Origin of the sequence: Pseudoxanthomonas taiwanensis, assembly GCF_010093135.1 — a bacterium.
Taxonomy (GTDB): domain Bacteria; phylum Pseudomonadota; class Gammaproteobacteria; order Xanthomonadales; family Xanthomonadaceae; genus Pseudoxanthomonas; species Pseudoxanthomonas taiwanensis.
Map to the genome: position 1 here is coordinate 1 of NZ_PDWK01000005.1, position 24,554 is coordinate 24,554.

General features: G+C 71.2%; 18 protein-coding genes and 2 pseudogenes. 11 read left to right on the forward strand and 9 right to left on the reverse strand.

Annotated elements, in window-relative coordinates; all coding sequences use genetic code 11:
- Positions 1–164: pseudogene (locus CR938_RS01815) on the forward strand (IS1595 family transposase); the annotation flags it as partial.
- Positions 165–247: 83 nt separating this feature from the next.
- Here the strand turns inward: CR938_RS01815 and CR938_RS01820 are convergent.
- Positions 248–1,099 carry an endonuclease/exonuclease/phosphatase family protein gene (locus tag CR938_RS01820; protein WP_162123378.1) on the reverse strand — a complete coding sequence of 284 codons (852 nt, stop codon included), beginning with the start codon at positions 1,097–1,099 and terminating at the stop codon, positions 248–250.
- Positions 1,096–2,892 (reverse strand): M14 family metallopeptidase, encoded by a 1,797-nt coding sequence (locus tag CR938_RS01825; RefSeq protein WP_162123379.1) that lies wholly within the window; start codon positions 2,890–2,892, stop codon positions 1,096–1,098. Before CR938_RS01825 ends, CR938_RS01820 begins: the two co-directional genes overlap by 4 nt.
- A gap of 128 nt (positions 2,893–3,020) precedes the next feature.
- Here CR938_RS01825 and CR938_RS01830 point away from each other — a divergent pair, with 128 nt between their 5' ends.
- The 3 genes from CR938_RS01830 (at position 3,021) to CR938_RS01840 (ending at position 5,991) form a co-directional block, all read left to right on the forward strand.
- A complete protein-coding gene (locus CR938_RS01830; RefSeq protein WP_162123380.1) occupies positions 3,021–4,589 on the forward strand; it encodes a POT-type proton-dependent oligopeptide transporter in 1,569 nt (522 codons plus the stop codon).
- Between the two features lie 9 nt (positions 4,590–4,598).
- The gene (locus CR938_RS01835) at positions 4,599–5,216 is read left to right on the forward strand and encodes a rhomboid family intramembrane serine protease (protein ID WP_162123381.1); all 618 of its coding nucleotides are present in this window, start codon (positions 4,599–4,601) and stop codon (positions 5,214–5,216) included.
- 250 nt (positions 5,217–5,466) lie between these two features.
- Complete coding sequence (locus tag CR938_RS01840; RefSeq protein WP_162123382.1) at positions 5,467–5,991, forward strand: hypothetical protein; 525 nt, start codon at positions 5,467–5,469, stop codon at positions 5,989–5,991.
- A gap of 44 nt (positions 5,992–6,035) precedes the next feature.
- Here the strand turns inward: CR938_RS01840 and CR938_RS14365 are convergent, their stop codons facing one another.
- Positions 6,036–6,197: a hypothetical protein gene (locus CR938_RS14365; protein ID WP_170296512.1), complete on the reverse strand. Its 162-nt coding sequence runs from the start codon at positions 6,195–6,197 to the stop codon at positions 6,036–6,038.
- Between the two features lie 158 nt (positions 6,198–6,355).
- On the opposite strand from CR938_RS14365, the gene CR938_RS01845 reads away from it, so the two are divergent.
- From CR938_RS01845 to cfa, 3 genes are read left to right on the forward strand one after another with little or no spacing between them, the layout of a single operon-like run.
- A complete protein-coding gene (locus tag CR938_RS01845; RefSeq protein ID WP_162123383.1) occupies positions 6,356–6,637 on the forward strand; it encodes a GNAT family N-acetyltransferase in 282 nt (93 codons plus the stop codon).
- A gap of 60 nt (positions 6,638–6,697) precedes the next feature.
- Entirely contained in the window at positions 6,698–7,546 is an 849-nt protein-coding gene (locus tag CR938_RS01850) for a DUF3298 and DUF4163 domain-containing protein (RefSeq protein ID WP_162123384.1), read from the forward strand.
- Positions 7,547–7,552: 6 nt separating this feature from the next.
- The gene (gene cfa / locus CR938_RS01855) at positions 7,553–8,674 is read left to right on the forward strand and encodes a cyclopropane fatty acyl phospholipid synthase (RefSeq protein ID WP_162123385.1); all 1,122 of its coding nucleotides are present in this window, start codon (positions 7,553–7,555) and stop codon (positions 8,672–8,674) included.
- Between the two features lie 60 nt (positions 8,675–8,734).
- Here the strand turns inward: cfa and CR938_RS01860 are convergent, their stop codons facing one another.
- Positions 8,735–10,909 (reverse strand): M3 family metallopeptidase, encoded by a 2,175-nt coding sequence (locus CR938_RS01860; protein WP_162123386.1) that lies wholly within the window; start codon positions 10,907–10,909, stop codon positions 8,735–8,737.
- A gap of 126 nt (positions 10,910–11,035) precedes the next feature.
- Between CR938_RS01860 and CR938_RS01865 the strand changes: the two genes are divergently transcribed.
- Positions 11,036–11,530: a glutathione peroxidase gene (locus tag CR938_RS01865; protein WP_162123387.1), complete on the forward strand. Its 495-nt coding sequence runs from the start codon at positions 11,036–11,038 to the stop codon at positions 11,528–11,530.
- Positions 11,531–11,545: 15 nt separating this feature from the next.
- On the opposite strand, the gene CR938_RS01870 is transcribed toward CR938_RS01865, so the two are convergent.
- The 5 genes and pseudogenes from CR938_RS01870 to CR938_RS01890 all read right to left on the reverse strand — a co-directional run bounded on the left by CR938_RS01870 (position 11,546) and on the right by CR938_RS01890 (position 16,484).
- A complete protein-coding gene (locus CR938_RS01870) occupies positions 11,546–12,328 on the reverse strand; it encodes a ferredoxin--NADP reductase (protein ID WP_162123388.1) in 783 nt (260 codons plus the stop codon).
- 119 nt (positions 12,329–12,447) lie between these two features.
- Complete coding sequence (locus tag CR938_RS01875; protein WP_162123389.1) at positions 12,448–13,662, reverse strand: PQQ-dependent sugar dehydrogenase; 1,215 nt, start codon at positions 13,660–13,662, stop codon at positions 12,448–12,450.
- A gap of 35 nt (positions 13,663–13,697) precedes the next feature.
- Positions 13,698–15,571, reverse strand: a pseudogene (locus tag CR938_RS01880) (ABC transporter ATP-binding protein).
- Positions 15,572–15,671: 100 nt separating this feature from the next.
- Positions 15,672–16,115: a c-type cytochrome gene (locus tag CR938_RS01885; protein ID WP_162123390.1), complete on the reverse strand. Its 444-nt coding sequence runs from the start codon at positions 16,113–16,115 to the stop codon at positions 15,672–15,674.
- A gap of 9 nt (positions 16,116–16,124) precedes the next feature.
- The gene (locus tag CR938_RS01890; protein ID WP_162123391.1) at positions 16,125–16,484 is read right to left on the reverse strand and encodes a c-type cytochrome; all 360 of its coding nucleotides are present in this window, start codon (positions 16,482–16,484) and stop codon (positions 16,125–16,127) included.
- 267 nt (positions 16,485–16,751) lie between these two features.
- Between CR938_RS01890 and CR938_RS01895 the strand changes: the two genes are divergently transcribed.
- The 3 genes from CR938_RS01895 to CR938_RS01905 are packed head-to-tail and all read left to right on the forward strand — an operon-like array spanning position 16,752 to position 24,510.
- On the forward strand, positions 16,752–17,897 hold the full coding sequence (locus tag CR938_RS01895; protein ID WP_425502405.1) for an efflux RND transporter periplasmic adaptor subunit: 1,146 nt from the start codon (positions 16,752–16,754) through the stop codon (positions 17,895–17,897).
- Positions 17,898–17,947: 50 nt separating this feature from the next.
- Entirely contained in the window at positions 17,948–21,418 is a 3,471-nt protein-coding gene (locus tag CR938_RS01900; protein WP_162123429.1) for an efflux RND transporter permease subunit, read from the forward strand.
- Positions 21,415–24,510: an efflux RND transporter permease subunit gene (locus CR938_RS01905; RefSeq protein ID WP_162123392.1), complete on the forward strand. Its 3,096-nt coding sequence runs from the start codon at positions 21,415–21,417 to the stop codon at positions 24,508–24,510. The genes CR938_RS01900 and CR938_RS01905 overlap by 4 nt, the downstream gene beginning before the upstream one ends.
- Positions 24,511–24,554 lie beyond the last annotated feature (44 nt).

Genomic DNA, 24,554 nt, shown 5'->3' on the forward strand with positions numbered 1-24,554 from the left:
TCCGCCAGGCCAAGTACGCGCGGCGCTACCTGGCCGAAGCCGCCTACCGGTTCAACCGTCGCTTCCGCCTGCATGAGATGCTGCCGCGACTGGCCACCGCCATGCTGCGCTGCAAGCCTTGCCCCGAGCCGGTCTTGCGCGCTGCGAGCAATTTTCATGGCTGAGGGTCGGGGCTAATCAGGAAACATTAAGCACCGGATGCTCCTGCGGGCGCGGAACGCGCGGCGCCGGCCATGCCGGCGCGCGGTCAGTCCGCCGGTTCGGGCAGCACGCGGAAGCGCACGTACAGGCCGAAGTGGTCGGAGGCCCACACGCCCCCGGCATCCGGCGCGGTGAACAGTCGCCGCGCCTCGACCGGCTGCAGGCGGCCGCGCTCCAGGAACACGTGGTCGATGCGGGCGCGGCGCTCGAAGTAGTGCGGGTTGAGCGTGGTGGCGCCGTCCGGCCGGGTGTGCGGATGCAGCGCCTGCCAGGCGTCCACGTGGCCGCGGTGCAGAGCGGCCAGCTCCGGCGCGTCGCTGGTGGCGTTGAAGTCGCCTGCGATCACCACGGGCAGGCCTTCGGAGGTGGCTTCGATCCAGGCCAGCAGGTCCTGCACCTGGCGTTCGCGGATGGCGCCGCCTTCGGGCGTCCAGTGCAGGTGGGTGACGTACAGGTTGAGCGGCCGGTCGCCGGCCAGCACCCGCACCAGGCCGGCCGTGCGATGGTCCTCGAGCGGGTGCAGCAGGGTTTCGCCGCGATCGAGCACGGTGCCGCGCACCAGCAGGGCGTTGCCGAAGCGGCGCGGGCTGCTGGGCGGATCGGTGGTGGTGAAGTGCCAGTCGTAGCCCAGCTCGCGCGCCAGCCAGACCGCCTGGTTGGGCAGGTCCTCGTGCTGCAGCACCTCCTGCAGGGCGATGGCGTCCGGCCGCAGGCGGCGCAGTTCCTCGACGATCTGCACGCGCCGCCGCGGCCAGTCGTCGCGGTCGTGGTAGAGGTTCAGCGTGACCAGGCTGAACTCGTGCGCCGGCACCCGGCCTCGCTGGCCGTCGTCCGCCGGCGCCGCGCCGGGGGCGGTGGCGATGGCCAGGAGGACCAGCAGGCGGCGCAGCGTGTTCATGGCGTCGGCGGCGGCGTGTCCAGGCGCAGCACCGGGTACAGGCCGTAGCGCTCGTCCCAGGCCGGGTGCAGGCGGTAGAAGAAGTCCAGGCGCGCCTGCGGGCTGGGGGCGAAGGCCGGGTCGCTGGCCAGGCGCTGCTCGAAGCGTGCGCGCAGGCCTGGATCGGCGGCCAGCATCTCCCGGGCCACGGCCTCGGCCACGTACGGCTCCATGTATTCCTTGCGCTCGAAGGCGTTGTTGAACAGTCCCCAGGCGGCCAGCGAGTCGGGTGCCTGCGGTTCCAGCAGGGCCACGGCCAGGCGCGACAGCGGCTGCTGCAGCGGCACGTACAGGGCGCCGGCGCCCACGTCGCGCGGCTCGGCCTGCCAGCGGCCCTGCAGCGCCAGGCGCTGGTGGCCCTCGGTGGTGCGGGCGGCGAAGCGGATCTCCTCCGCGCGGAAGGCCTGCACCGGCGCCTGCGGCCAGGCCGCGTCCAGGCGCCGGAAGCGCACGCCGTGGGTCTCCAGCAGCGGCTGCACCACCGGCACCCAGGCCGGCGGCACCAGGTAGCCGGCGCGCGGGGCGGTGACGGTGAGCGAGGGCACCACCTGGTCGCGCAGCGGCACCCGCCAGACTTGCGGGGTGGATTCGTCGTAGCGGGTCATCAGCGCGCCGGAGATTTCCGAGGGCGTGCGCGTGTAGGCGTAGCCGCGGAACTCGACCGTGCGCGCCTGCTCCGTGGCCTCGTATTCCAGTGCCACCTCGCTGCCGCCCAGGGCCGCGGCGCGACGGTCGGCGGCCTGCGCCTCGCGCAGCCAGTCCGCGCCGTGGCGGGCCACCTGCTCCAGCACCGCGACCACCGTGTTGCGGGTGGTGCGCACGCGCTCCGGGTACGGTTTCCAGGAGTGGGTTTCCACCAGCATGCCGAAGCGGTTGCGCAGCAGGAAGTAGCCGTGCGAGAAGCGCGGCGGGGAGACGTCGTCGGCGAAGCCCGAGGCCGGATCGTCCTCGACCACGAAGGAGGGGTAGTAGGGCAGCGGCAGCGAACCCTGCCGCTCCAGCTGCGCCAGCACCGCGTCGCGCAGCTTGCGGCCGATCCGGCCCAGCGCCGGGTCGCCGGCGCGCACCGGCTCCACCTGCACGGCGATGTCGTGCTCGAACTGGGCGCCGTCGGTGGCGTGCAGGTCCACATGGACCAGCGGATCCCAGGCGCGCACCAGGGCGAGCATGGCGCGCATCTCGGCCGAGTCGGCCTTCATGTAGTCGCGATTGAGGTTGTAGCCCTGGGCGGTGGTGCGCCAGCCCATCTCCTCCGGACCACGCTGGTTGGGCCGGTTCCAGGCGCCGAAGCGTTCGTGGCCGTCCACGTTGAACACCGGCACGAACAGCCACACCAGCTTCTCCAGCGCGCCGGGCGCGGCCCGGCCTTCGAGCACCTCGCGCAGGGCCAGGAAGCCGGCGTCCTTGCCGTCCACCTCGCCGGCGTGGATGCCGCCCTGGACCAGCACCACCGGCAGGCCGCGGCGGCGCGCCTCCTCCGGATCGAACACCCCGGTGGCGGTGGCCTCCAGCAGCTGCATCGGCCGGCCCTCCGGGGTGGTGCCGAAGCTGAGCGTGCGCACCTTGTCCGGCCATCGGGCCTGGAAGGCGGCAGCCAGCGCCGACACCTCGTCGTAGCGGCCGGTGCGGGCAAAGCCGGTCCGCTCGGCCAGTGTGGCCAGGCCGTCCTCCGTGGGCGCCGCGGCGGCCGCAGCGGGTACCGACAGGGCCAGGAGCAGGGGCAGGTGGCGGAGCGGCAGGGGGCGCAGGGGCATGCGGGGCTGAACGGGCAAAGAGACTACATGATGCCAGCGCCGCGCGCGGCCGTATGCGGGCCGGCCGGGTTCCGGTCGCCGCCGCGGATCGGGTACGCTCGCCTCTTTTGCGACGGACCCACAGAGCGATGACCGACACCGCCGCCGCCCAGGCGCGCATGCCGCGCCAGATCGCCAACATCATCGGCAACGAGGCCTGCGAGCGCTTCAGCTTCTACGGGATGCGCAACATCCTGGTGCAGTTCCTGATCACCTCGACGCTGCTGCAGTACATCGCCGAGGGGCCGGAGCGGGAACTGGCGGCCAAGGACGTGATGCACACCTTCATGATCGGTGTGTACTTCTTCCCGCTGCTGGGCGGCTGGCTGGCCGACCGCTTCTTCGGCAAATACCACACCATCCTCTGGTTCTCGCTGGTCTACTGCGCCGGCCACGCCTGCCTGGCGCTGTTCGAGCACAGCCGCGCCGGCTTCTTCACCGGCCTGGCCCTGATCGCGCTGGGCGCGGGCGGCATCAAGCCGCTGGTGGCCTCGTTCATGGGCGACCAGTTCACCCAGGCCAACAAGCACCTGGCCAGGGTCGTCTTCGACGCCTTCTACTGGATCATCAACTTCGGCTCACTGTTCGCCTCGCTGACCATGCCGCTGTTCCTGAAGAACCACGGCCCGGCGGTGGCGTTCGGCATCCCCGGCCTGCTGATGTTCGTGGCCACCTTCGTGTTCTGGCTGGGTCGCAAGCGCTACGTGATGCTGCCGCCGGCGCGCCCCGACGAGGATCCGCACGCGTTCTCGAAGGTGATCCGCACCGCGCTGCTGGCACGGGCGCCGGGGCAGGGCCGCCCGGGCCTGTGGCTGGCCTGGGCCGGCCTGGCGCTGGCGGCCGGCGCGCTGGCGCTGGCGCCGGCGCTGGGCATCGTCATCGCCCTGTGCCTGGCGCTGGTGCTGGTGCTGGCCGGCGTCGGCGGTGGCGCCTGGGTGCAGCTGGAGCGCGTCCGCGGCGTGCACCCGGACGCGGCGGTGGACGGGGTGCGCAACGTGCTGCGGGTGCTGGTGATCTTCGCCCTGACCACGCCGTTCTTCTCACTGTTCGACCAGAAGGCCTCGACCTGGGTGATCCAGGGCAACGCCATGACCAGGCCGGACTGGTTCGTGTCCTCGCAGATGCAGGCGCTGAACCCGGCGCTGGTGATGATCCTGATCCCGTTCAACAACCTGGTGCTGTACCCGCTGCTGCGCCGGCTGGGCTGCGAGCCGACCGCGCTGCGACGCATGACCGCGGGCATCGCCTTCAGTGGCCTGGCCTGGATCGTGGTCGGCACGCTCCAGGTGGTGATGGACGGCGGCCAGCCGATGAGCATCGCCTGGCAGATCCTGCCGTACGCGCTGCTGACCTTCGGCGAGGTGCTGGTCTCGGCCACCGGCCTGGAATTCGCCTACAGCCAGGCGCCGACGGCGATGAAGGGCGTGGTGATGAGCTTCTGGAACCTCACCACGACCATCGGCAACCTGTGGGTGCTGCTGGCCAACGCGGCGGTGCGCAACGAGGCGGTGCTGGAGGGCATCGCCGGCACCGGCCTGAGCACCACCGCCTTCCAGATGTTCTTCTTCGCCGCCTTCGCCCTGGTCGCGGCGCTGGTGTTCGGCCTGTACGCGCGCGGCTACCGCATGATCGACAACTACCGTTCCGCAGCGGCCTGAGGACGCGCCATGGACTATCCCGTCACGTTGCTGCTGATCGCCGTCACCTCCGTGGTGTCCTGGCTGGGCTTCGGCGACCGCCGCATCATCGACCGCATGATCCTGTGGCCGCCCGCGGTATCGCGCGGGCGGCAGTACTGGCGGCTGGTCAGCTACGGCTTCGTCCACGCCGACATGGCCCACCTGCTGTTCAACATGGTCACGCTGTTCTTCTTCGGACGGCTGATCGAGCAGGTCATGCTGCGATTGACCGGCGCCCTGCTGACCTTCCCGCTGTTCTACCTGGGGGCGCTGCTGGTCTCGATCCTGCCCAGCTACCTCAAGCACCAGCGCGATCCCCAGTACCTCAGCCTGGGCGCCTCGGGGGCGGTGTCGGCGGTGCTGTTCGCCTACATCCTGCTGGCACCGTGGTCGCTGATCTTCGTGTTCTTCATCCCGGCGCCGGCCGTGCTGTACGCGGTGTTCTACGTCGGCTACAGCCTGTGGATGGACCGGCGTGGTGGCGACCACGTGAACCACAGCGCGCACCTGGCCGGCGCCGCCTTCGGCGTGATGTTCATGCTGGCCATGGAGCCGCGGCTGCTGCAGGTGTTCCTGCACGAGCTGCTCAACCCGCGCCTGGGCTGAGCGCGCGCTCACCCGGCGCGAACGGCTGGCGTGCCAGCCTGCCTGCGTCGAACCAGGACGGAGGCAGGCGATGGCTACCCGATCCACGCGCAGGACCGCGGGCCGCGGCGTCGCGGCCGGTGCATCCGCGACCCCGGCGCGCAAGCGCGCCACGGCGGCGAAGAAGACCGTAAAGAAGGCCACGAAGAGGGCCACGGGCGTGCGTGCGGCGAAGACGGCGGCCGGCAGGACCCCCACGAACAAGGCCGCCATGAAGAGGGCCGCACCGAACGAGGCTGCCGCAAAAAAGCCCGCCGCGAAGAAGTCCACCACCCGGAAGGCGGCTGCGAAGAAGGCGGCCGCCACGACAGCCGCGGCGAGGAAGGGTGCGGCGGGGATGCCGGCCCCGGAGCGGACCACGGGCGCGGCCGGGAAGACGGCCGGTGGCGCGGCGGCGCGTGGCGGTGCCCGCAACGCAAGCGGACGCGCGGGCCGGGCGCAGGCGGCGCGTTCCGGTGGCCAGGGCAGGCGGCCGACGCCGGAGCAGTCCCTGGCGGCCAGCCGCGAGCTGCTGCAGGCACAGCGGCAACAGGCACGCCAGGTGTCGCCGTGGCGGCGGCTGGAACAGGGCGGCACCGCGGTGCCACAGGCCGGCGAGGCGGGGGGCGCGGCCACTCCCGCCGAGGGCGCCAGGGTGCAGGCGCTGCACGAGGCGGAGACCCGGTTGCCGGCGCAGCACGGCAGCACCGGCACGCACGACCGCCGCAACCAGCGCAAGCGCGACCGGCGCGGCTGAGCGGGCGGCGCGGGGAGCGGGCCGGGCCGCTCCCCCGGCGGGGGTCAGGCCGAGTAGGTGGCCGCCCGACGGTTGTACACCTCGGCGTTGAGGCGCTCGAACTCCCAGGTGTCGGTCTGGCCGTTGACGACCAGCTGGTAGAGGCCCTCCAGCAGGGAGGCGTCGTTGTTCTGCTCCGAAGAGGGCTGCAGATCCAGGATCTTCATGTGGCAACTCCCGATTGCGGACGTGCCTGGGATCAAGCAAGAAGCGTGCCGTTGCGGGCGGGTGCTAACCGATTGATTTCCCGTCACGCGGCCGCCACATGGCGTGGACGAGGATTCGACGCGCCGCGTCGGATTCCTGCCACCTTCCGGAGCCGTCCATGACCGAATCCCCGATCCTCCACCGGGCCGAGGCCCACTGTTTCGAAACCGAGGCCGAGGGGCACCTGGCCTGCCTGGAGTACCGGCTGGAGGCGGGGGTGATGCGGATCACCCATACCCACGTGCCGGAGGCGATCGGCGGCCGCGGCATCGCCGGCCGCCTGGTCCGCGCCGCCGTGGACCAGGCGCGGGCCTCGGGCTGGAAAGTGGTGCCGGCCTGCTCCTACGCGGCGGCCTGGATCACGCGCCATCCCGAATACTCGGACCTGGTCGCCGGCTGAGGCCGGCAACGCTACACTGGGCCCGGATGCCGGGCCGTCATTGCGCAAGGGAGATGCCGGATGCGCCGCAACAAGACCTGGATCGTCCTGTCCCTGATGCTGGTGCTGGTCGCCGGCTGCCGCCGTGAGGTGCCCGAGGCCGGCGCGCCCGCCGCCGCTTCCGCCGGCGCCCCGGATGTACCGCAGGCGGCCGGAGAGGACGCCGGGGACGCCGACACCGGCCCGCCACCGTCCATGGAGGACGTGATCGAGCACGACCCGCGCTACGTGGTCGGCATCAGCTATCCGCCGTCGGCGCGCGTGCATCCGGGCCTGGCCCGGGTGCTGTCCGACTACGCCCAGGCCGCCCGCCACGAGCTGATGGAGGCGGTGGAGGGTGTGGAGCCCGGGGTGATGCGCGCACCCTACGAGCTGTCCCTCGGCTTCCGCGACCTGGTCAACACCCCATCGGTGGTGGCGGTGGCCGCCGACGGCAGCCTGTACACGGGCGGCGCCCACGGCCAGCCGCTGGTGGCCCGCTTCGTGTGGTTGCCGCGCCAGGGCGAGCTGCTGACCTCCGAGCACCTGCTGTCGGCCGAGGGCTGGAAGGCGGTGGCCGACTACGCCGCCGAGCAGCTGGGCACCGCCGCGCACACCCGCGCCGCGGACGAGGCGCTGGACCCGGCGCAGCGCCGGCAGTTGCTGGAGGTGGCGCTGAAGATGATCGAGGAGGGCACGCAGCCGGAGCCGGAGAACTTCGCCCACTTCGAGCCGGTGATGGGGCCGGGTGGCCGGATCGCCGCGCTGCGCTTCGTGTTCCCGCCCTACCAGGTCGGGCCGTACGCCGACGGCGTGCAGTACGTGGAAGTGCCGGTGGCGGTGTTCGCGCCGCACCTGGCGCCGGCCTACCGCGGGCTGTTCCTCGAGTGAGGCGCCATGGCGGCCGCGTTCTCCAGGCGTCGTGTGGAGGCGTTGCTGGCGGCAGCCGACGTCCGCATCGGCGGAGACCGGGAATGGGACCTGCAGGTCCATGACGAGCGCTTCTACACCCGGGTCCTGGCGCAAGGGTCGCTCGGACTGGGCGAGTCCTACATGGACGGCTGGTGGGACGCGCGCTCGCTCGACGGCTTCCTGCTGCGGCTGATCCAGGCCGGCCTGGACGGCCGGGTGCGCGGCATCGGCGAGATCCTGGACGGGCTGCGCGCGCGCCTGCTCAACCTGCAGACCCGGCGCCGCGCGCGCGAGGTGGGCCTGCGCCACTACGACCTGGGCAACGACCTGTACGCGGCCATGCTCGGCAAGCGCCTGGTCTACAGCTGCGGCTACTGGCGCACCGCCGGCGACCTGGACGAGGCACAGCTGGCCAAGCTGGACCTGGTGTGCCGCAAGCTGCAGCTGCAGCCGGGCATGCGCGTGCTGGACATCGGCTGCGGCTGGGGCGAGGCGCTGAAGTACGCGGCTACCCGCTACGGGGTCAGCGGGGTGGGCGTGACCATCTCGCGCGAGCAGGCCGAGTACGCGCGCCGCCTGTGCGCCGACCTGCCGGTGGAGATCCGCCTGCAGGACTACCGCGACCTGGACGAGCGCTTCGACGCGGTGTTCTCCATCGGCATGTTCGAGCACGTCGGGGTGCGCAACTACCGGGCCTTCTTCGAGACCGCGCACCGCTGCCTGTTCCGCGATGGGCTGCTGCTGCTGCACACCATCGGCAGCAACATCTCGCGCAACCGCACCGATCCCTGGATCGCCCGCTACATCTTCCCCAACTCGATGCTGCCCTCGGCCGCGCAGATCACCCGCGCCAGCGAGGTTCTGTTCGTGCTGGAGGACTGGCACAACTTCGGCACCGACTACGACCGCACCCTGCAGGCCTGGCGCGACAACATCGAGTCGGCCTGGGAACGGCTGGACCCGCGGCGCTACGACGAGCGCTTCCGGCGGATGTGGCGCTTCTACCTGGCCGGTTCCATGGCCACCTTCCGCGCCCGCCGCGCGCAGCTGTGGCAGCTGGTGCTCTCGCCCGAGGGCGTGGCCGGCGGCTACGAGGCCCCCCGCTGAGCGGGGCGCGAAAAGGAAGGGCCGCCCGCAGGCGGCCCTTCCCGTGCATGCCGGCGCGGCTCAGTTGGCGGTCAGACCGCGCTTCTCCAGCAGCGGTTCGATCCGCGGCTCGTGGCCGGCGAAGTCGCGGAACAGCCCCAGCGCGTCCTTGCTGCCGCCGCGCGAGAGCAGGGTGGCGCGGAAGCGGTCGCCGTTCTCGCGCTTCAGGCCGCCGTTGGCCCGCATCCAGGCCTGGGTGTTGGCGTCCAGGATCTCCGACCAGATGTAGGCGTAGTAGCCGGCCGCGTAGCCGCCCATGATGTGGCTGAAGTACGGGGTGCGGTAGCGCGGCGGCACCGGCGGGTAGGCGATGCCGTCGGCGGCCAGCGCCTCGGCCTCGAACTTCATCACCCCGTCGGCCTCGGGCACCTGCTCGGCGCCGATCTGGTGCCAGCGCTGGTCGAGCATGGCCGCGCCCAGGTACTCGGTGGTGGCGAAGCCCTGGTTGAACTTGGATGCGGCCAGCACCTTGTCCAGCAGCGCCTGCGGCATCGGCTCGCCGGTTTCGTGGTGCTTGGCGTAGTTGGCCAGGATGCTCGGCCAGTCGGCCCACATCTCGTTGACCTGCGACGGGAACTCGACGAAGTCGCGCGGCACGCGGGTACCGGCGAAGTACGGGTAGGTCACGTCGGAGAACATGCCGTGCAGGGCATGGCCGAACTCGTGGAACGCGGTGGTCACCTCGTCCCAGGTCAGCAGGGTGGGCTGGCCGGCCGGCGGCTTCGGGATGTTGAGGTGGTTGGCCACCACCGGCCTGGTGCCGCGCAGCTTCGACTGCGAGACGTAGGAGTTCATCCAGGCGCCGCCGCGCTTGGACGGGCGCGCGTACGGGTCGAAGATGAAGATCGCCAGCTGGCTGCCGTCGGCATCGAACACGTCGTACACCCAGGTGTCCGGGTGGTACTTGGGCAGGTCGGTGCGCTCCTTGAAGCTGATGCCGTACAGCTGGTTGGCGGCGTAGAACACGCCGTTCTCCAGCACGTTCTTCAGCTCGAAGTACGGCTTGAGCTGCGACTCGTCGAAGTCGTAGCGGGCCTTGCGCACCTTCTCGGCGTAGAAGGCCCAGTCCCACGGCTCCAGCTGGAAGCTCGGCTCGCCCCTGGCGGCCTGCTCCTGGTCGATCATCTTCTGCAGATCGGCCGCTTCGCGCCTGGCATTGGCCACCGCGGCGGGGGCCAGCTTGCGCAGCATCTCGTTGACCGCCTGCGGGGTGCGGGCGGTGGCCTCCTCCAGGGCGTAGGTGGCGTGGTCGGGGTAGCCCAACAGCCTGGCCCGCTCGGCGCGCAGCTTCATCACCCGGGAGATGATCGCGGTGTTGTCGAACTCGTTGCCGCGGCTGCCGCGGGACACGGAGGCCTCGAAGATGCGGCGGCGGGACTCGCGGTTCTCCAGCCAGGCCAGCGGCGGCTGGCCGGTGGTGTTGAGCAGGGTGATCACGTACTTGCCGTCCAGCCCGCGCTTCTTCGCTTCCTCGGCGGCGGCGGCGATCTGCGCCTCGGTGGCGCCGGCCAGCTCCTCGGCGCTGTCGAACACCACCGCCGAGGCGTTGACCTCGTTGAGCACGTTCTGGTCGAACTGGGTGCCCAGGCGCGCCAGCTCGGCGTTGAGCTCCTTCAGGCGCTCCTTGTCCGCGTCGGACAGCTTGGCGCCGGCGCGCACGAAATCGGTGTAGTAGCGCTCGACCAGGCGCACGCCCTCGGCGTCCAGGCCCAGGCTGTCGCGCTTGTCGTACAGGGCCTGGATGCGCGCGAACAGCTTCGGGTTGAGCATGATCGCGTCGCGGTGGGCCGCGAAGCGGGGCGAGTACTCGGCCTGGATCTTCCTGCGGGTGTCGTTGGTGTCGGCGCCGACCAGGTTGAAGAACACCGTGGTCGCACGCTCCAGCAGCCGGCCGCTGTTCTCCAGCGCCAGGATGGTGTTCTCGAAGGTCGGCGGCTCGCTGTTGTCGGCGATGGCCTCGATCTCGCGCAGCGCCTCGGCCATGCCGGCGTCGAAGGCCGGGGCGAAGTGCTCGTCGCGGATCAGGTCGAAGCGCGGATACTGCAGCGGCAGGTCGCTGGCGACGAACAGCGGGTTGTCCTGGGTGGCGGCGGCCTGTTCGCCGGCCGGGGTGGCGGAGGGATCGGTGGCGCGGTCACACGCGGCCAGGCCCAGTCCGAGGACGGCGGCGATGGCCAGGTAAAGTCCGGTTCGCATGTCGGAGGCGGTTCCTGCGGTTCAGGGGGAGCCCGCATCTTAACCGCACGGGCGCGGGGAAGGCATGCCGCAGGCCCGCTTCCGCGGCTATCCTCCCCGGCTTCGGTCCCGCTTCCGCCCGTCGCCATGGCCAGCTTCCACGACTTCACCGCCACCACCCTGGAGGGCCGGCCGCAGCCGCTGTCGGACTACCGCGGCCAGGTGCTGCTGGTGGTCAACGTTGCCTCGCGCTGCGGCTTCACCCCGCAGTACGCCGGCCTGGAGCGGCTGTGGCGGCGCTGGCGCGACCGGGGCTTCGCGGTGCTGGGCTTCCCCTGCGACCAGTTCGGCCGCCAAGAGCCGGGCGGCGCGGAGGAGATCCGCCGGTTCTGCACCCTGCACTACGAGGTCAGCTTCCCGATGTTCGCCAAGGTCGAGGTCAACGGCCGCGGCGCGCATCCGCTGTGGCGCTGGCTGAAGGCGCAGAAGCCGGGGGTGCTGGGCACCCGCGCGATCAAGTGGAACTTCACCAAGTTCCTGGTCGGCCGCGACGGCGGGGTGCTGGCGCGCTACGCGCCGCGGGTCAGGCCCGAGGTGCTGGAGGCGGACATCGGGCAGGCGCTGCGCGCCCCGGCGCCGTGAGGCGCGGGGCGGGGCTCACTTCTCGACGAAGGCGCGCTCGAACACGTACTCGCCGGGGCTGCCGATGCGCGGCGAGGCGGTGAAGCCGCGCGAGTCGAGCAGGGCGCGGAAGTCGGCCAGCATGGCCGGGCTGCCGCACAGCATGGCGCGGTCGTGCTTCGGATCCAGCGGCTCGATGCCGAGGGTGCGCATCATCTGGCAGCTGTCCATCAGCGTGGTCAGGCGGCCGTGGTTGGGGAACGGCTCGCGGCTGACGGCCGGGTAGTACAGGAGCTTCTGGCGGATGACCTCGCCCAGGTACTCATGCCGGGGCAGTTCCTTCTCGAAGTAGTCGCGGTAGGCCAGGTCCTGGACGTGGCGCACGCCGTGGCACAGGATTACGCGCTCGAAGCGCTCGTAGGTTTCCGGGTCCTTGATGATGGACAGCCACGGCGCCAGGCCGGTGCCGGTGCCCAGCAGGTACAGGTTGCGGCCCGGGTGCAGGTCGCTGATCAGCAGCGTGCCGGTGGGCTTGCGACCGATGATGATGCTGTCGCCGGGCTTGATGTGCTGCAGGCGCGAGGTCAGCGGGCCGTTGGGCACCTTGATGCTGAAGAACTCCAGCTGCTCCTCCCAGTTGGCGCTGGCGATGGAGTAGGCGCGCAGCAGCGGTTTGCCGTTCTCCATCGGCAGGCCGATCATCACGAACTGGCCGTTCTCGAAGCGGAAACCGTCGTCGCGGGTGGTGGTGAAGCTGAAGTAGGCGTCGGTCCAGTGGCGGACGTCGAGCCCCGTTTCGGTGCCGTAGGCGGAAGACATCGAGGTGGGCGGGGAGGGAATGGGAATGGAACGAATCCCATATTGTAGCCCACCCCGTCCGCCCGCCTTGAGCCGGATCAAGGCGGGGGCGGCGCCGGCCCCCGCCCGGGCGGACCGGCTCAGGCCTGGGGCGGCTCCAGGCGCAGCAGCTTGCCGTCCTTCTCGTCGGTGACCAGGTACAGGTTCCCGTCGGGCCCCAGGCGCACGTCGCGGATGCGCTCGCCGAAGTCCTCCAGCAGACGCTCCTCGCCGACCACCCGGTCCCCGTCCAGCTGCAGCCGGATCAGGCAACGGTGGGCCAGCGCGCCCAGGAACAGGCTGTCGTTCCAGGGCCGGCCGGGGCGGCCGGTGTAGAAGGCCATGCCGGACAGGCCCGGCGAGACCTCGAACACGTGGTGCGGCTGCTCCATGCCTTCCTTTTCGCGGCCCACCGCCTCCGGGATCGGCTGGCCGGAGTAGTTGATGCCGTGGGTGACGATCGGCCAGCCGTAGTTGCGGCCGGGTTCGGGCAGGTTGATCTCGTCGCCGCCGCGCGGGCCGTGCTCGCTCTCCCACAGCCGGCCGGTGCGCGGATCGATGGCCAGGCCCTGCGAGTTGCGGTGGCCGTAGCTCCAGATCTCCGGGCGGGCGTCGGCGCGGCCGACGAAGGGGTTGTCCTCCGGGATGCTGCCGTCCAGGTTCAGGCGCACCAGCTTGCCCTGCAGCTTGGTCAGGTCCTGGGCCAGCGGGCGCAGGGTGCGCTCGCCCTGGCTGATGAAGACGTGGCCCTGGCCGTCGAAGGCGAAGCGCGAGCCGAAGTGGTTCTCCGTGTCCACCTTGGGCTCTTGCCGGTAGAACACGGTCAGGCCCTCCAGGCGGTCTTCGGCCAGGGTGGCATAGGCCGCGGCGGTGCCGGCCAGGCCGCCCTCGCCGGGCTCGGCGTAGCTGAGGTAGATGCGCCGGCTGGTTTCGAAGTCCGGGGCCAGGGCCACGTCCAGCAGGCCGCCCTGGCCGCGCGCGAACACCTCCGGCACGCCGGCCAGCGGCGCGGAGACCTGGCCGTCGGCGCCGATCCGGCGCAGCCGGCCGTCGCGCTCGGTGACCAGGAAGCCGCCGTCCGGCAGCGGCGCCACCGCCCAGGGGTGGGACAGGCCGCTGGCGACCACGGTCAGCCGCGCCTGGCCCTGCTGCGAGGCGACGGCGATGCCGGGCTGCGGCGCCGGGGCGGCGTCCGCCGGCGCGGCGACGGTCGGGGCGTCGGCGGTCGGGGCGTCGGCGGGCTGGCAGGCCGCCAGCCCCATGCACAGGCTCAGGGACAGGCCCAGCAGGGCGGGCACGTGCAGGCTTCGGCGCATGGGTCTTGCTCCGTGGTCCGGGATCGGGGGAAGGATCAACGATAGCCGGCGGCCTGCAGCTCGAACAACTCGGCGTAGCGGCCGCCGGCGGCCATCAGCTCCTCGTGGGTGCCGGAGGCCTCGACCCGGCCTCCGGACAGCACCAGGATGCGGTCGGCCATGCGCACGCTGGAGAAGCGGTGCGAGATCAGCACCGCGGTGCGGCCGGCCGACAGCTCCTTGAAGCGCTGGAACACCTCGAACTCGCTGCGCGCGTCCAGCGCGGCGGTGGGCTCGTCCAGGATCATTACCTGCGCGTCGCGCATGTAGGCACGGGCGATGGCGATCTTCTGCCACTGCCCGCCGGACAGGTCCACGCCGCTGTGGAAGCGACGGCCGACCAGCTGGTCGTAGCCCAGCGGCAGGCCCTCGATGACCTCGTCGGCCATGGCCCGGCGTGCGGCGTCGCGGATCCGCTCCATGTCGTGCATGGCCTCGACCCGGCCCACGCCGATGTTCTCGCCGGCGGTCAGGTGGTAGCGCACGAAGTCCTGGAAGATCACCCCGGTGTTGGCGCGCAGGTCGTCCAGGTCGTAGTCGCGCAGGTCGCGCCCGTCCAGCAGGATGCGGCCCTCGTCCGGGTCGTACAGGCGGGCCAGCAGCTTGACCAGGGTGGTCTTGCCGGCGCCGTTCTCGCCGACCAGGGCCAGCACCTCGCCGGCACGCAGCTGGAAGCTCAGGCCGCGCAGGGCCCAGTGCTCGTTGCCGGGGTAGCGGAAGCCGACGTTCTCGAACACGAAGCCTTCGCGGATCGGGCGCGGCACCGGCAGCGCGTCCGGGCGCGAGACGATCTCCGGCTCGATCTCGAAGAAGGAATACAGGTCGTCCAGGTACAGGGCCTGGCCGGCCACCTGGGAGAACCCCACCAGCAGGCCCTCCAGCAGCTGGCGCAGGCGCATGAAACTGCCGGACAGGAAGGTCAGGTCGCCGATGCTGAAGTCGCCGCGCACGGTGCGCCAGGCGATGTAGGCGTAGGCCACGTAGTAGCCCAGGGTGCCCAGCGCGGCCAGCACCGTGCCCCACAGCGCCCGCCGCCGCGCCAGGGCGCGGTTGGCCAGGTAGAACTTCTCGGCCAGGGTCCGGTAGCGGTCGATCAGGAAGCGGTGGAGGTTGAAGATCTTCACCTCCTTGGCCGTCTCCACGCTGGCGCCGGTCTGGCGCAGGTACTCCAGCTGGCGCCGCTCCGGAGTCCACTGGAAATTGAGGGTGTAGCCCAGGGCGTTGAAGTGGGCCTCGCCGATGAACGCCGGCACCAGGGCCACGGCCAGCAGCAGGATCAGCCAGGGCGCGTACACCAGCAGGCCCACGCCGAAGCTGACCACGGTGATGGCGTCCTGGACCTGGCCAACAGCTGGCTCATCAGGTTCATCCGGCTCATGGTCTGGCGCCGGGCGCGGTCCAGCCGGTCCTGCAGGTCCGGATCCTCGAAGTCCTCCAGGTCCAGGGTGGCGGCGTGCTCCATCAGGCGCACGCTGCTGGCATTGGTGAACAGTTCAGAGAGCAGGCCGTCGGCGTAGCTGACCATCCGGCCCAGCAGGTCCGAGCCCACCGCCACCGCCAGCTCCAGCGCCAGCAGGGCCAGCAGCGTCCCGAGCTGGCCCGAGCGCAGCGCGTCGCCGAGCCGGTCCAGGCCCAGCCCCAGCCCGGCCAGCCGCACCACCTCGTCGATGATCAGCTTGCCGATGTAGAGCATCAGCACCGGCAGCACGGCGCGGACCAGGCGCAGGCCGAGGCTGGCCAGGGTCAGGCCGGGGCTGGTGGCCCAGATCTGGCGCAGGAACGGCGGGATGTTGCGCATGGCGTGGAAACGCTCGCGCAGAGTGGGGTTGCTGCGTTCCCGCTGGGGCTTGCCGGATGCGGTGTTGGCCATGGCAAGCATTGTGCCGTGCCCGGCGCCGGCCGGCCTTCACCGGCCGGAAACGGCGGAGGCCCGCTTGCGCGGGCCTCCGGGGTGGCGCGGGGAGGCCGGCTCAGTACACGCCGTGCAGGTCGCGCAGCTGCGACGGGCGCGAGGCGAAGTACGCGGCCAGGTCGGCGATGTCCTGGTCGCTCAGGCCGGCGGCCTGCGGGGTCATGAGCGGGTGCTGGCGCTCGCCCTTGCGGTAGGACAGCAGCGCGTAGGCCAGGTAGTCGGCGTACTGGCCGCCCAGCTTCGGGTAGCTGGCGTCGATCGGCACATTGCCGTCCGGGCCATGGCAGTCCACGCAGCTCTGGCCGGTGGCCTTGCCCTTGGCGGCGGCGAGCTGTTCGCCCGCGGCCACGCGGCCGGGCGGCAGGCCCACCGGGGAGCTGGTCGCGGCGGCGCCTTCGCTGGCGGCCTCCGGGGAGCTGGCTTCCTGCCCGCAGGCGGCCAGGAACAGGGCCGCGGCCAGGGCGGCGGCGGCAAGACGCAGGGCGTGCACGGCTGTCGTCATGTTGGCTGCTTACTTGAGGGTGGACAGGAAGGCGGCGATGTCGGCGATGTCCTGGTCGGAGAAGCTCTGGGCCTGCGCGCGCATGGTCGGATGCCGGCGCTTGCCCTCGCGGTACTCGTGCAGGGCCTGGGCCAGGTACTCGGCCGACTGGCCGCCGATCTTGGGCACCTTGTAGCTGGGGTAGGCGTTCTTGTAGCCGGTGATGCCATGGCATCCCTGGCAGGTGTAGACCAGCTGGCGGCCGCTCTCCGGGTTGCCGGTGGCGGGGGCGGCCTCCGCGGCGAGGGCCGGTTGCCCGGCGTCCTGGGCGGCGGCGAAGGGCAGGGGGGAGACCAAGGCAAGGCAGGCGACTAGCGGCAGCGGGCGCATCATTCGATCAGTCCGGTCTGTCTGGATTGGGAATGAGGTCGTGCCGGTCTACCCCTCCGGACACGAAATCCGCCGCAGTATAGCCGCGGCTTAACAGAACCGTGAACCGCCCGCATTGAGCTGGATCAATGCCGGGCAGGCCGGGCCCCCGCCACCCCGGCCGACCATGACCTTCGGCGCATGGCGGACTGCCGATTTGGTGATGTACTTGCATACAACACCTAGTCACGTCCCCCAGGACCCCCTCAAACGAGCATGGACACCGCTATGTCCCGTCCCCACGTTGGCATGTCCGCCCGCGCCGGCCTGAAGGCCGCCGCCATCGCCGTGGCGCTGGCCGCCGCCCTGTCCGCGTGCAAGGGGCCCGATCCGGCCCAGGCCCAGGCGCAGAAGCCCGGCAAGCCGGAGGAGGCCGCCGTCGACGCCGTCCCGGTGGAGGTGGTGCCGGCCAGCCGCCGCGCCATCGCCGCCAGCTACACCGGCACCGCGGCGCTGGAGCCCCGCGCCGAGTCGCAGGTGGTGGCCAAGACCTCCGGGGTGGCCCTGGAGGTGCTGGTGGAGGAGGGCCAGCACGTCAAGGCCGGCCAGCCGCTGGTGCGCCTGGACCCGGACCGCGCCCGCCTGGCCGTGGCCCAGGCCGAGGCCCAGCTGCGCAAGCTGGAGAACAACTACCACCGCGCCCGCCAGCTGGCCGAGCAGCAGCTGATCAGCGCCGGCGAGGTCGACCAGATGCGCTACGACCTGGAAAACGCCCGCGCCCACTACAACATGACCCGCCTGGAGCTGTCCTACACCACGGTGGTGGCGCCGATCTCCGGCGTGGTCGCCTCGCGCTCGATCAAGGCCGGCAACTTCGTCCAGATCAACACGCCGATCTTCCGCATCGTGGACACCTCCCGCCTGGAGGCCACGCTCAATGTGCCCGAGCGCGAGCTGTCCACCCTCAAGGCCGGCCAGCCGGTGAGCCTGCAGGTGGACGCCCTGCCGGGCCGCACCTTCCAGGGCGTGGTGGACCGCGTGGCGCCGGTGGTGGATTCCGGCAGCGGCACCTTCCGCGTGGTCTGTGCCTTCGCCGGCGACGACGGCCTGCAGCCGGGCATGTTCGGCCGCCTGCGCATCGACTACGACCAGCGCGCCGACGCCCTGGTGGTGCCGCGTGTGGCCCTGCTGGACGACCAGGCCGAGCCGGCGGTCTACACCGTGCGCGACAGCAAGGCCGTGCGCGTGCCGGTCAAGCTGGGCTACTCCGACGGCGAGTGGAGCGAGATCCGCGACGGCCTCGAGGAGGGCGAGCCGGTGGTCACCGCCGGCAAGGTCGCGCTGCGCGACGGCAGCGTGGTGCACGTCATCGGCGGCAGCGACGGCATGGCGGGCAAGGCCACCGCCGCGGCCAGCGCGGGCAGCCGGCAATGAGCGGGCACAGGCAGGAGGGCGCGCCGCCGTCCGGCGGCGCCGGTCACGGCATGCAGGCGGGCCTGCGCGGCGGCCTGGTCGAGTTCTCGGTGCGGCGCCGGGTGACGGTGGCGATGTTCACCATCACCCTGGTGCTGTTCGGCCTGATCGCGCTGGGCGGGCTCAAGGTCAACCTGCTGCCGGACCTGAGCTACCCGACCCTGACCGTGCGCACCGAGTACACGGGCGCGGCGCCGTCGGAGATCGAGACCCTGATCACCGAGCCGGTCGAGGAGGCCGTGGGCGTGGTCAAGGGCCTGCGCAAGCTCAAGTCCGTCTCGCGCACCGGCCAGAGCGACGTGGTCCTGGAGTTCGCCTGGGGCACCGACATGGACCAGGCCAGCCTGGAGGTGCGCGACAAGATCGAGGCCCTGTCGCTGCCGCTGGAGGCCGATCCGCCGCTGCTGCTGCGCTTCAACCCGTCCACCGAGCCGATCATGCGCCTGGCGCTGACGGCCAGGCAGCCGCCGGCCGACGAGGCCGAGGCGGTGCGCCAGCTGATCGCGCTGCGCCGCTTCGCCGACGACGACCTGAAGAAGCGGCTGGAGCCGGTGCCGGGCGTGGCCGCGGTCAAGGTCGGCGGCGGCCTGGAGGACGAGATCCAGGTGGACATCGACCAGCAGAAGCTGGCCCAGCTCAACCTGCCCATCGACACCGTCATCCAGCGCCTACAGCAGGAGAACATCAACCTCTCCGGCGGCCGCCTGGAGCAGGGCAGCCAGCGCTACCTGGTGCGCACGGTCAACCAGTTCTCCGCGGTCGAGGAGATGCGCGAGATGCTGCTGACCACGCAGAGCGGCGGCAACAGCGCCGCCGAGATCGCCCTGCAGCAGATGTTCGCCATCGCCGCCGCCACCGGCTCGGACGCGGCGGTGGCCGCCGCCGCCAACGCGCGCAGCGCGGCCGGGTCCGGCTCCACCGCCATCGCCGGCGGCATGCCCGTGCGCCTGAAGGACGTGGCCGAGGGTCGCCAGGGCTACAAGGAGCGCGAGGCGATCATCCGCCTGGCCGGCAAGGAGGCGGTGGAGCTGGCCATCTACAAGGAGGGCGACGCCAACACCGTGGCCACCGCCGACGCGGTCAAGGCGCGCCTGGAACACATCCGCCGCCAGTTCCCGGGCGACATGGAGCTGACCGTCATCGACGACCAGTCCAAGTTCATCCGCAGCGCCATCAGCGAGGTGAAGAAGGACGCGGTGCTGGGCGGCGTGCTGGCGGTGCTGGTGATCTTCCTGTTCCTGCGCAACGGCTGGAGCACGCTGGTGGTCAGCCTGTCGCTGCCGGTGTCGATCATCGCCACGTTCTTCTTCATGGACCAGTTGGACCTGAGCCTGAACGTGATGTCGCTCGGCGGCCTGGCCCTGGCCACCGGCCTGGTGGTGGACGACTCGATCGTGGTCCTGGAGAGCATCGCCAAGGCGCGCGAGCGCGGCCTGGGGGTGATCGAGGCGGCGATCGAGGGCACCCGCGAGGTCAGCATGGCGGTGGTCGCCTCGACCCTGACCACCATCGCCGTGTTCCTGCCGCTGGTGTTCGTCGAGGGCGTGGCCGGCCAGCTGTTCCGCGACCAGGCGCTGACCATCGCCCTGGCGGTGGGCGTGTCGCTGGTGGTGGCCATGACCCTGATCCCGACCCTGTCGGCGTGGCGGGGCCGCGCGCCGCTCGGCTTCCCGGGGGAGCCGGAGCGCCCGCGCTGGCAGCCGGCCTCCCGCCTGCAGAAGCCCTTCGCACTGGCCGGGCGCGGCATCGGCGCGCTGTTCCGCGGCGTGGTGTTCGGCGTGGCCGGGCTGGCCGTGCGTGCCTGGCGCCTGCTGGCGAGGCTGGTCGGCCCGCTGATGTACCGCCTCAGCGACCTGGCGATGAAGCCGTACCACGCCGCCGAGCGGCGCTACCTGGACCTGCTGCCGGCGGCACTGGAACGGCCGCGGCGGGTGCTGCTGTTCGCCGCCGTGGCCTTCGCCGCGGCGCTGGTGGTGCTGCCGTTCCTGGGCACGGACCTGATCCCGCAGCTGGCGCAGGACCGCTTCGAGATGACCGTGCGGCTGCCGCCCGGCACCCCGCTGCGCGAGACCGACCGGGTGGTGCGCGAGCTGCAGCAGGCACACGCGGGCGACGCCGGCGTGGAGACGCTGTTCGGCGTCAGCGGCAGCGGCACCCGCCTGGACGCCAACCCCACCGAGAGCGGCGAGAACATCGCCAAGCTCACCGTGGTCATGGCCGGCGGCGGCAGCCGCCAGTTCGAGGCCGAGCAGAGCGACCGCATGCGCGCGACCATGGCCCGCTACCCGGGCGCGCAGGTGGACTTCAGCCGGCCGCAGCTGTTCAGCTTCTCCACGCCGCTGGAGGTGGAGCTGCGCGGCAACGACCTGCAGGAGCTGGAGCGGGCCGGGCAGAAGCTGGCGGCCATGCTGCGCGGCAACCCGCACTACACCGACGTCAAGTCCACGGTGGAGCAGGGCTTCCCGGAGATCCAGATCCGCTTCGACCAGGAGCGGGCCGCGGCGCTGGGCCTGACCACCCGCCAGGTCGCCGACGCGGTGGTGAAGAAGGTCCGCGGCGAGGTGGCCACCCGCTACAACTTCCGCGACCGCAAGATCGACGTGCTGGTGCGCGCGCAGGAGTCCGACCGCGCCTCGGTCGAGGACATCCGCAACCTGATCGTGAACCCCGGCAACGGCCGCGCCGTGCGCCTGGCCGCGGTGGCCGACGTGGTCGCCACCACCGGCCCGAGCGAGATCCACCGCGCCGACCAGGCGCGCGTGGCGGTCGTCTCGGCCAACCTGCGCGGCATCGACCTGGGTTCGGCGGTGGAGGAGGTGCGTGCGATGGTCGCGGCCGACCCGCTGGGCGCCGGCGTGGGCATGCACATCGGCGGGCAGGGCGAGGAGCTGGCCGCGTCGGTGCGCTCGCTGCTGTTCGCCTTCGCCCTGGCCGTGTTCCTGGTCTACCTGGTGATGGCCTCGCAGTTCGAGTCGCTGCTGCACCCGTTCGTGATCCTGTTCACCATCCCGCTGGCGCTGGTCGGCGCAGTGCTGGCCCTGGCCATCACCGGCAACACCATCTCGGTGGTGGTGTTCATCGGCCTGATCCTGATGGTGGGCCTGGTGACCAAGAACGCGATCATCCTGATCGACAAGGTCAACCAGTTGCGCGAGGCCGGCGTGGCCAAGCGCCAGGCGCTGGTCGAGGGCGCGCGCTCGCGCCTGCGCCCGATCACCATGACCACCATGGCCACGCTGTTCGGCTTCCTGCCCCTGGCCATCGCCCTGGGCGACGGCGCCGAGGTGCGTTCGCCGATGGCCATCACCGTGATCGGCGGCCTGCTGGTGTCGACCCTGCTGACCCTGTTCGTGATCCCGGTCGTGTACGACCTGATGGACCGGCGCGCCGACGCCTATTACGTCGAGCGCGGCCGCCTCGCCCGTGCCGGCGGCGAGCAGGGCGGCGGCCTGGACGGCGACGAAGGGCTGGAGAGCGCATGAGCAGCGTTTCCGAATTCAGCATCCGGCGGCCGGTCACCACGATCATGTGCTTCGTGTCGCTGTTCGTGATCGGCCTGATCGCGTCGGTGCGCCTGCCGCTGGAGGCGCTTCCGGACGTGTCGGCGCCCTTCATGTTCGTGCAGCTGCCGTACACCGGCTCCACCCCGGAGGAGGTGGAGCGCACGGTGCTGCGGCCGGCCGAGGAGGCGCTGTCCACGCTCAGCGGCATCAAGCGCATGCGCAGCCAGGCCACCGCCAATGGCGCCGCCATCTTCATCGAGTTCTCCGACTGGGAGCGCGACATCTCCATCGCCGCCTCGGAGGCGCGCGAGCGGCTGGACGCCATCCGCAAGGATCTGCCGGACGACTTCCAGCGCTACTACGTGCACAAGTGGTCCACCAGCGACGAGGCGATCCTGCGCGTGCGCCTGGCCGGCGACACCGACCTGACCCGCGCCTACGACATGCTCGACCGCGACATGAAACGGCGCCTGGAGCGTATCCCGGGCGTGGCGCGGGTGGAGATCAGCGGCGCGCCGCCCAGCGAGGTCGAGGTGGCCATCGATCCGAACCGGCTGACCGCGCACAACCTGGGCCTCAACGAGCTGGCCGAGCGCCTGCGCCAGGTCAACTTCTCGGTCTCGGCCGGGCACGTCGAGGACGGCGGCCGGCGCCTGCGGCTGCAGCCGATCGGCGAGCTGACCGACCTGCAGGAGCTGCGCGACATGGCGCTGAACTCCCAGGGCCTGCGCCTGGGCGACATCGCCGACGTGCGCCTGAAGGGGCAGCGCATGAACTACGGTCGCCGCCTGGACGGTCGTGCCGCGGTGGGCCTGGACATCTACAAGGAGCGCAACGCCAACCTCGTGGAGGTCTCGCGCGCCGCGCTGCGCGAGATCGAGGCGATCCGCCAGCAGCCCGGCCTGCGCGACATCGATTTCAAGATCATCCAGAACATGGGCCAGGACGTCACCGACTCGCTGCTGGAACTGGCCGAGGCCGGCGTGATCGGCCTGGTGCTGTCGGTGGCGGTGCTGTTCTTCTTCCTGCGCCACTGGCCCTCGACCCTGATGGTCACTCTGGCCATCCCGATCTGCTTCGTGGTGACGCTGGGCTTCATGTACTTCGCCGGCGTGACCCTGAACGTGCTGACCCTGATGGGCCTGCTGCTGGCGGTGGGCATGCTGGTGGACAACGCCGTGGTCGTGGTGGAGAGCATCTACCAGGAGCGTGAGCGCATGCCCGGGCAGCCGCGCCTGGCTTCGATCGTCGGCACCCGCAACGTGGCCATCGCCCTGTCGGCGGGTACTCTGTCGCACTGCATCGTGTTCCTGCCCAACCTGCTGGGCGAGGTCAACAACATCAGCATCTTCATGGCCCAGCTGGCCATCACCATCACGGTGTCGCTGCTGGCCTCGTGGCTGGTCGCGGTCAGCCTGATCCCGATGCTGTCCTCCCGCCTGCAGACCCCGCCGGCGGTGTACCGGCCCGACGGCATCATCCCGCGCATGCAGCGCGGCTACGCCCGCCTGCTGCGCTGGAGCCTGCAGCACCGCGGCTGGAGTGTGCTGGGCATCGTGCTGATCATCGTGGTCAGCTTCGTGCCGATGGCCGGGACCAAGGTGGACTTCTTTGGCGGAGGCGGCTCCGGCGAGATCCAGATCGTGTACCAGTGGAAGGGCAGCTACAGCCTGGAGCAGATCTCCGAGGAGGTGGCCAGGGTCGAGCGCTTCCTGCACGAGAACCGCGAGCGGTTCCGCATCGTCCAGACGTACTCGTGGTTCAACGAGTCGAACGACGGGTCGGCCACCATGGTCACCTTCGACAAGTCGGTCAAGGACAACACGGCACTGTCGGACATGATCAGCCGCGAGCTGCCCAAGTCGGCCCGCGCCAACATCAGCGTGCGCAGGGCCTCCGACGGCGGCGGGGGCTCGCCGGGCCAGAACGTGCAGGTGCAGCTGGTGGGGGACTCCACCCAGGTGCTGGCCGAGCTGGCCGGGCAGGTGATCCCGCTGCTGGCGGCGCGCAGGGAGCTGCGCGACGTGCGAGTGGAGGGCGGCGACAGCAACAGCGAGCTGTCCGTGCGGGTGGACCGCGAGCGCGCCGCCGCCTACGGCTTCTCCGCGCAGGAGGTGTCCAACTTCATCGGCCTGGCCCTGCGTGGCACGCAGCTGCGCGAGTTCCGCCGTGGCCAGACCGAGGTGCCGGTGACGGTGCGCTTCCAGGGTGCCGAGGAGTACGGGCTGGAGGACATCGCCAGCCTCATGGTGCGCGCCGCGGACGGGCGCATGGTGCCGCTGATGAGCATGGTGGACGTGTCGGTGCGGCCGGCCGCCAGCACGATCAGCCGCTACAACCGGCAGACCGTGCTGACCCTGCAGGCCGACCTGACCGACGGCACCACCCGGCCCGAGGCACGCAAGGCCATGGAGGAGACGCTCAAGTCGGTGCAGTTCCCGCCCGGCTACACCTACTCGTTCGACGGCTCGGCCTTCCAGGAGGACGAGGAGGGCATGAAGCAGATGATGTTCAACCTGCTGCTGGCCCTGGTGATGATCTACGTGCTGATGGCGGCGGTGTTCGAGTCGCTGCTGTTCCCGTCGGCGATCATGAGCTGCGTGCTGTTCTCGGTGTTCGGCGTGTACTGGCTGTTCTGGCTCACCGGCACCCCGTTCACGGTCATGGCCTTCATTGGCGTGCTGGTGCTGATGGGCGTGGTCGTGAACAACGGCATCATCATGATCGAGCACATCAACAACCTGCGCCGGCGCGGCCTGTCCAGGCTGGACGCGCTGGTGGAGGGCAGCCGCGAGCGCCTGCGCCCGATCATGATGACCATGGGCACGGCGATCCTGGCGATGGTGCCGATCTCGCTCAGCGACACGGTGATCCTGGGCGGCCTGGAGTACTCGCCGATGGCCCGCGCGGTCGCCGGCGGCCTGGCGTTCTCGACGGTGGTCAGCCTGCTGTTCCTGCCGACCATCTACGCCATCCTGGACGACATGCGCGCGGGCATGGCGCGGCTGCTGCGCCGGGCGCGCGGGTTGCCGCCGGCCGCCACGGCGCCGGTGGCGGTGCGGCCGGAATGAGCGGCGGAAGGCGCCGGCAGAAGCAAGGAGACGGGGAACGGCGG

Excerpts from the sequence above, each read along its gene's own strand:
- CR938_RS01820 (WP_162123378.1), bottom strand. The coding sequence starts at position 1,099 with ATGAACACGCTGCGCCGCCTGCTGGTCCTCCTGGCCATCGCCACCGCC.
- CR938_RS01825 (WP_162123379.1), bottom strand. The coding sequence starts at position 2,892 with ATGCCCCTGCGCCCCCTGCCGCTCCGCCACCTGCCCCTGCTCCTGGCC.
- CR938_RS01830 (WP_162123380.1), top strand. The coding sequence starts at position 3,021 with ATGACCGACACCGCCGCCGCCCAGGCGCGCATGCCGCGCCAGATCGCC.
- CR938_RS01835 (WP_162123381.1), top strand. The coding sequence starts at position 4,599 with ATGGACTATCCCGTCACGTTGCTGCTGATCGCCGTCACCTCCGTGGTG.
- CR938_RS01840 (WP_162123382.1), top strand. The coding sequence starts at position 5,467 with ATGAAGAGGGCCGCACCGAACGAGGCTGCCGCAAAAAAGCCCGCCGCG.
- CR938_RS14365 (WP_170296512.1), bottom strand. The coding sequence starts at position 6,197 with ATGAAGATCCTGGATCTGCAGCCCTCTTCGGAGCAGAACAACGACGCC.
- CR938_RS01845 (WP_162123383.1), top strand. The coding sequence starts at position 6,356 with ATGACCGAATCCCCGATCCTCCACCGGGCCGAGGCCCACTGTTTCGAA.
- CR938_RS01850 (WP_162123384.1), top strand. The coding sequence starts at position 6,698 with ATGCGCCGCAACAAGACCTGGATCGTCCTGTCCCTGATGCTGGTGCTG.
- cfa (WP_162123385.1), top strand. The coding sequence starts at position 7,553 with ATGGCGGCCGCGTTCTCCAGGCGTCGTGTGGAGGCGTTGCTGGCGGCA.
- CR938_RS01860 (WP_162123386.1), bottom strand. The coding sequence starts at position 10,909 with ATGCGAACCGGACTTTACCTGGCCATCGCCGCCGTCCTCGGACTGGGC.
- CR938_RS01865 (WP_162123387.1), top strand. The coding sequence starts at position 11,036 with ATGGCCAGCTTCCACGACTTCACCGCCACCACCCTGGAGGGCCGGCCG.
- CR938_RS01870 (WP_162123388.1), bottom strand. The coding sequence starts at position 12,328 with ATGTCTTCCGCCTACGGCACCGAAACGGGGCTCGACGTCCGCCACTGG.
- CR938_RS01875 (WP_162123389.1), bottom strand. The coding sequence starts at position 13,662 with ATGCGCCGAAGCCTGCACGTGCCCGCCCTGCTGGGCCTGTCCCTGAGC.
- CR938_RS01885 (WP_162123390.1), bottom strand. The coding sequence starts at position 16,115 with ATGACGACAGCCGTGCACGCCCTGCGTCTTGCCGCCGCCGCCCTGGCC.
- CR938_RS01890 (WP_162123391.1), bottom strand. The coding sequence starts at position 16,484 with ATGCGCCCGCTGCCGCTAGTCGCCTGCCTTGCCTTGGTCTCCCCCCTG.
- CR938_RS01895 (WP_425502405.1), top strand. The coding sequence starts at position 16,752 with ATGTCCCGTCCCCACGTTGGCATGTCCGCCCGCGCCGGCCTGAAGGCC.
- CR938_RS01900 (WP_162123429.1), top strand. The coding sequence starts at position 17,948 with ATGCAGGCGGGCCTGCGCGGCGGCCTGGTCGAGTTCTCGGTGCGGCGC.
- CR938_RS01905 (WP_162123392.1), top strand. The coding sequence starts at position 21,415 with ATGAGCAGCGTTTCCGAATTCAGCATCCGGCGGCCGGTCACCACGATC.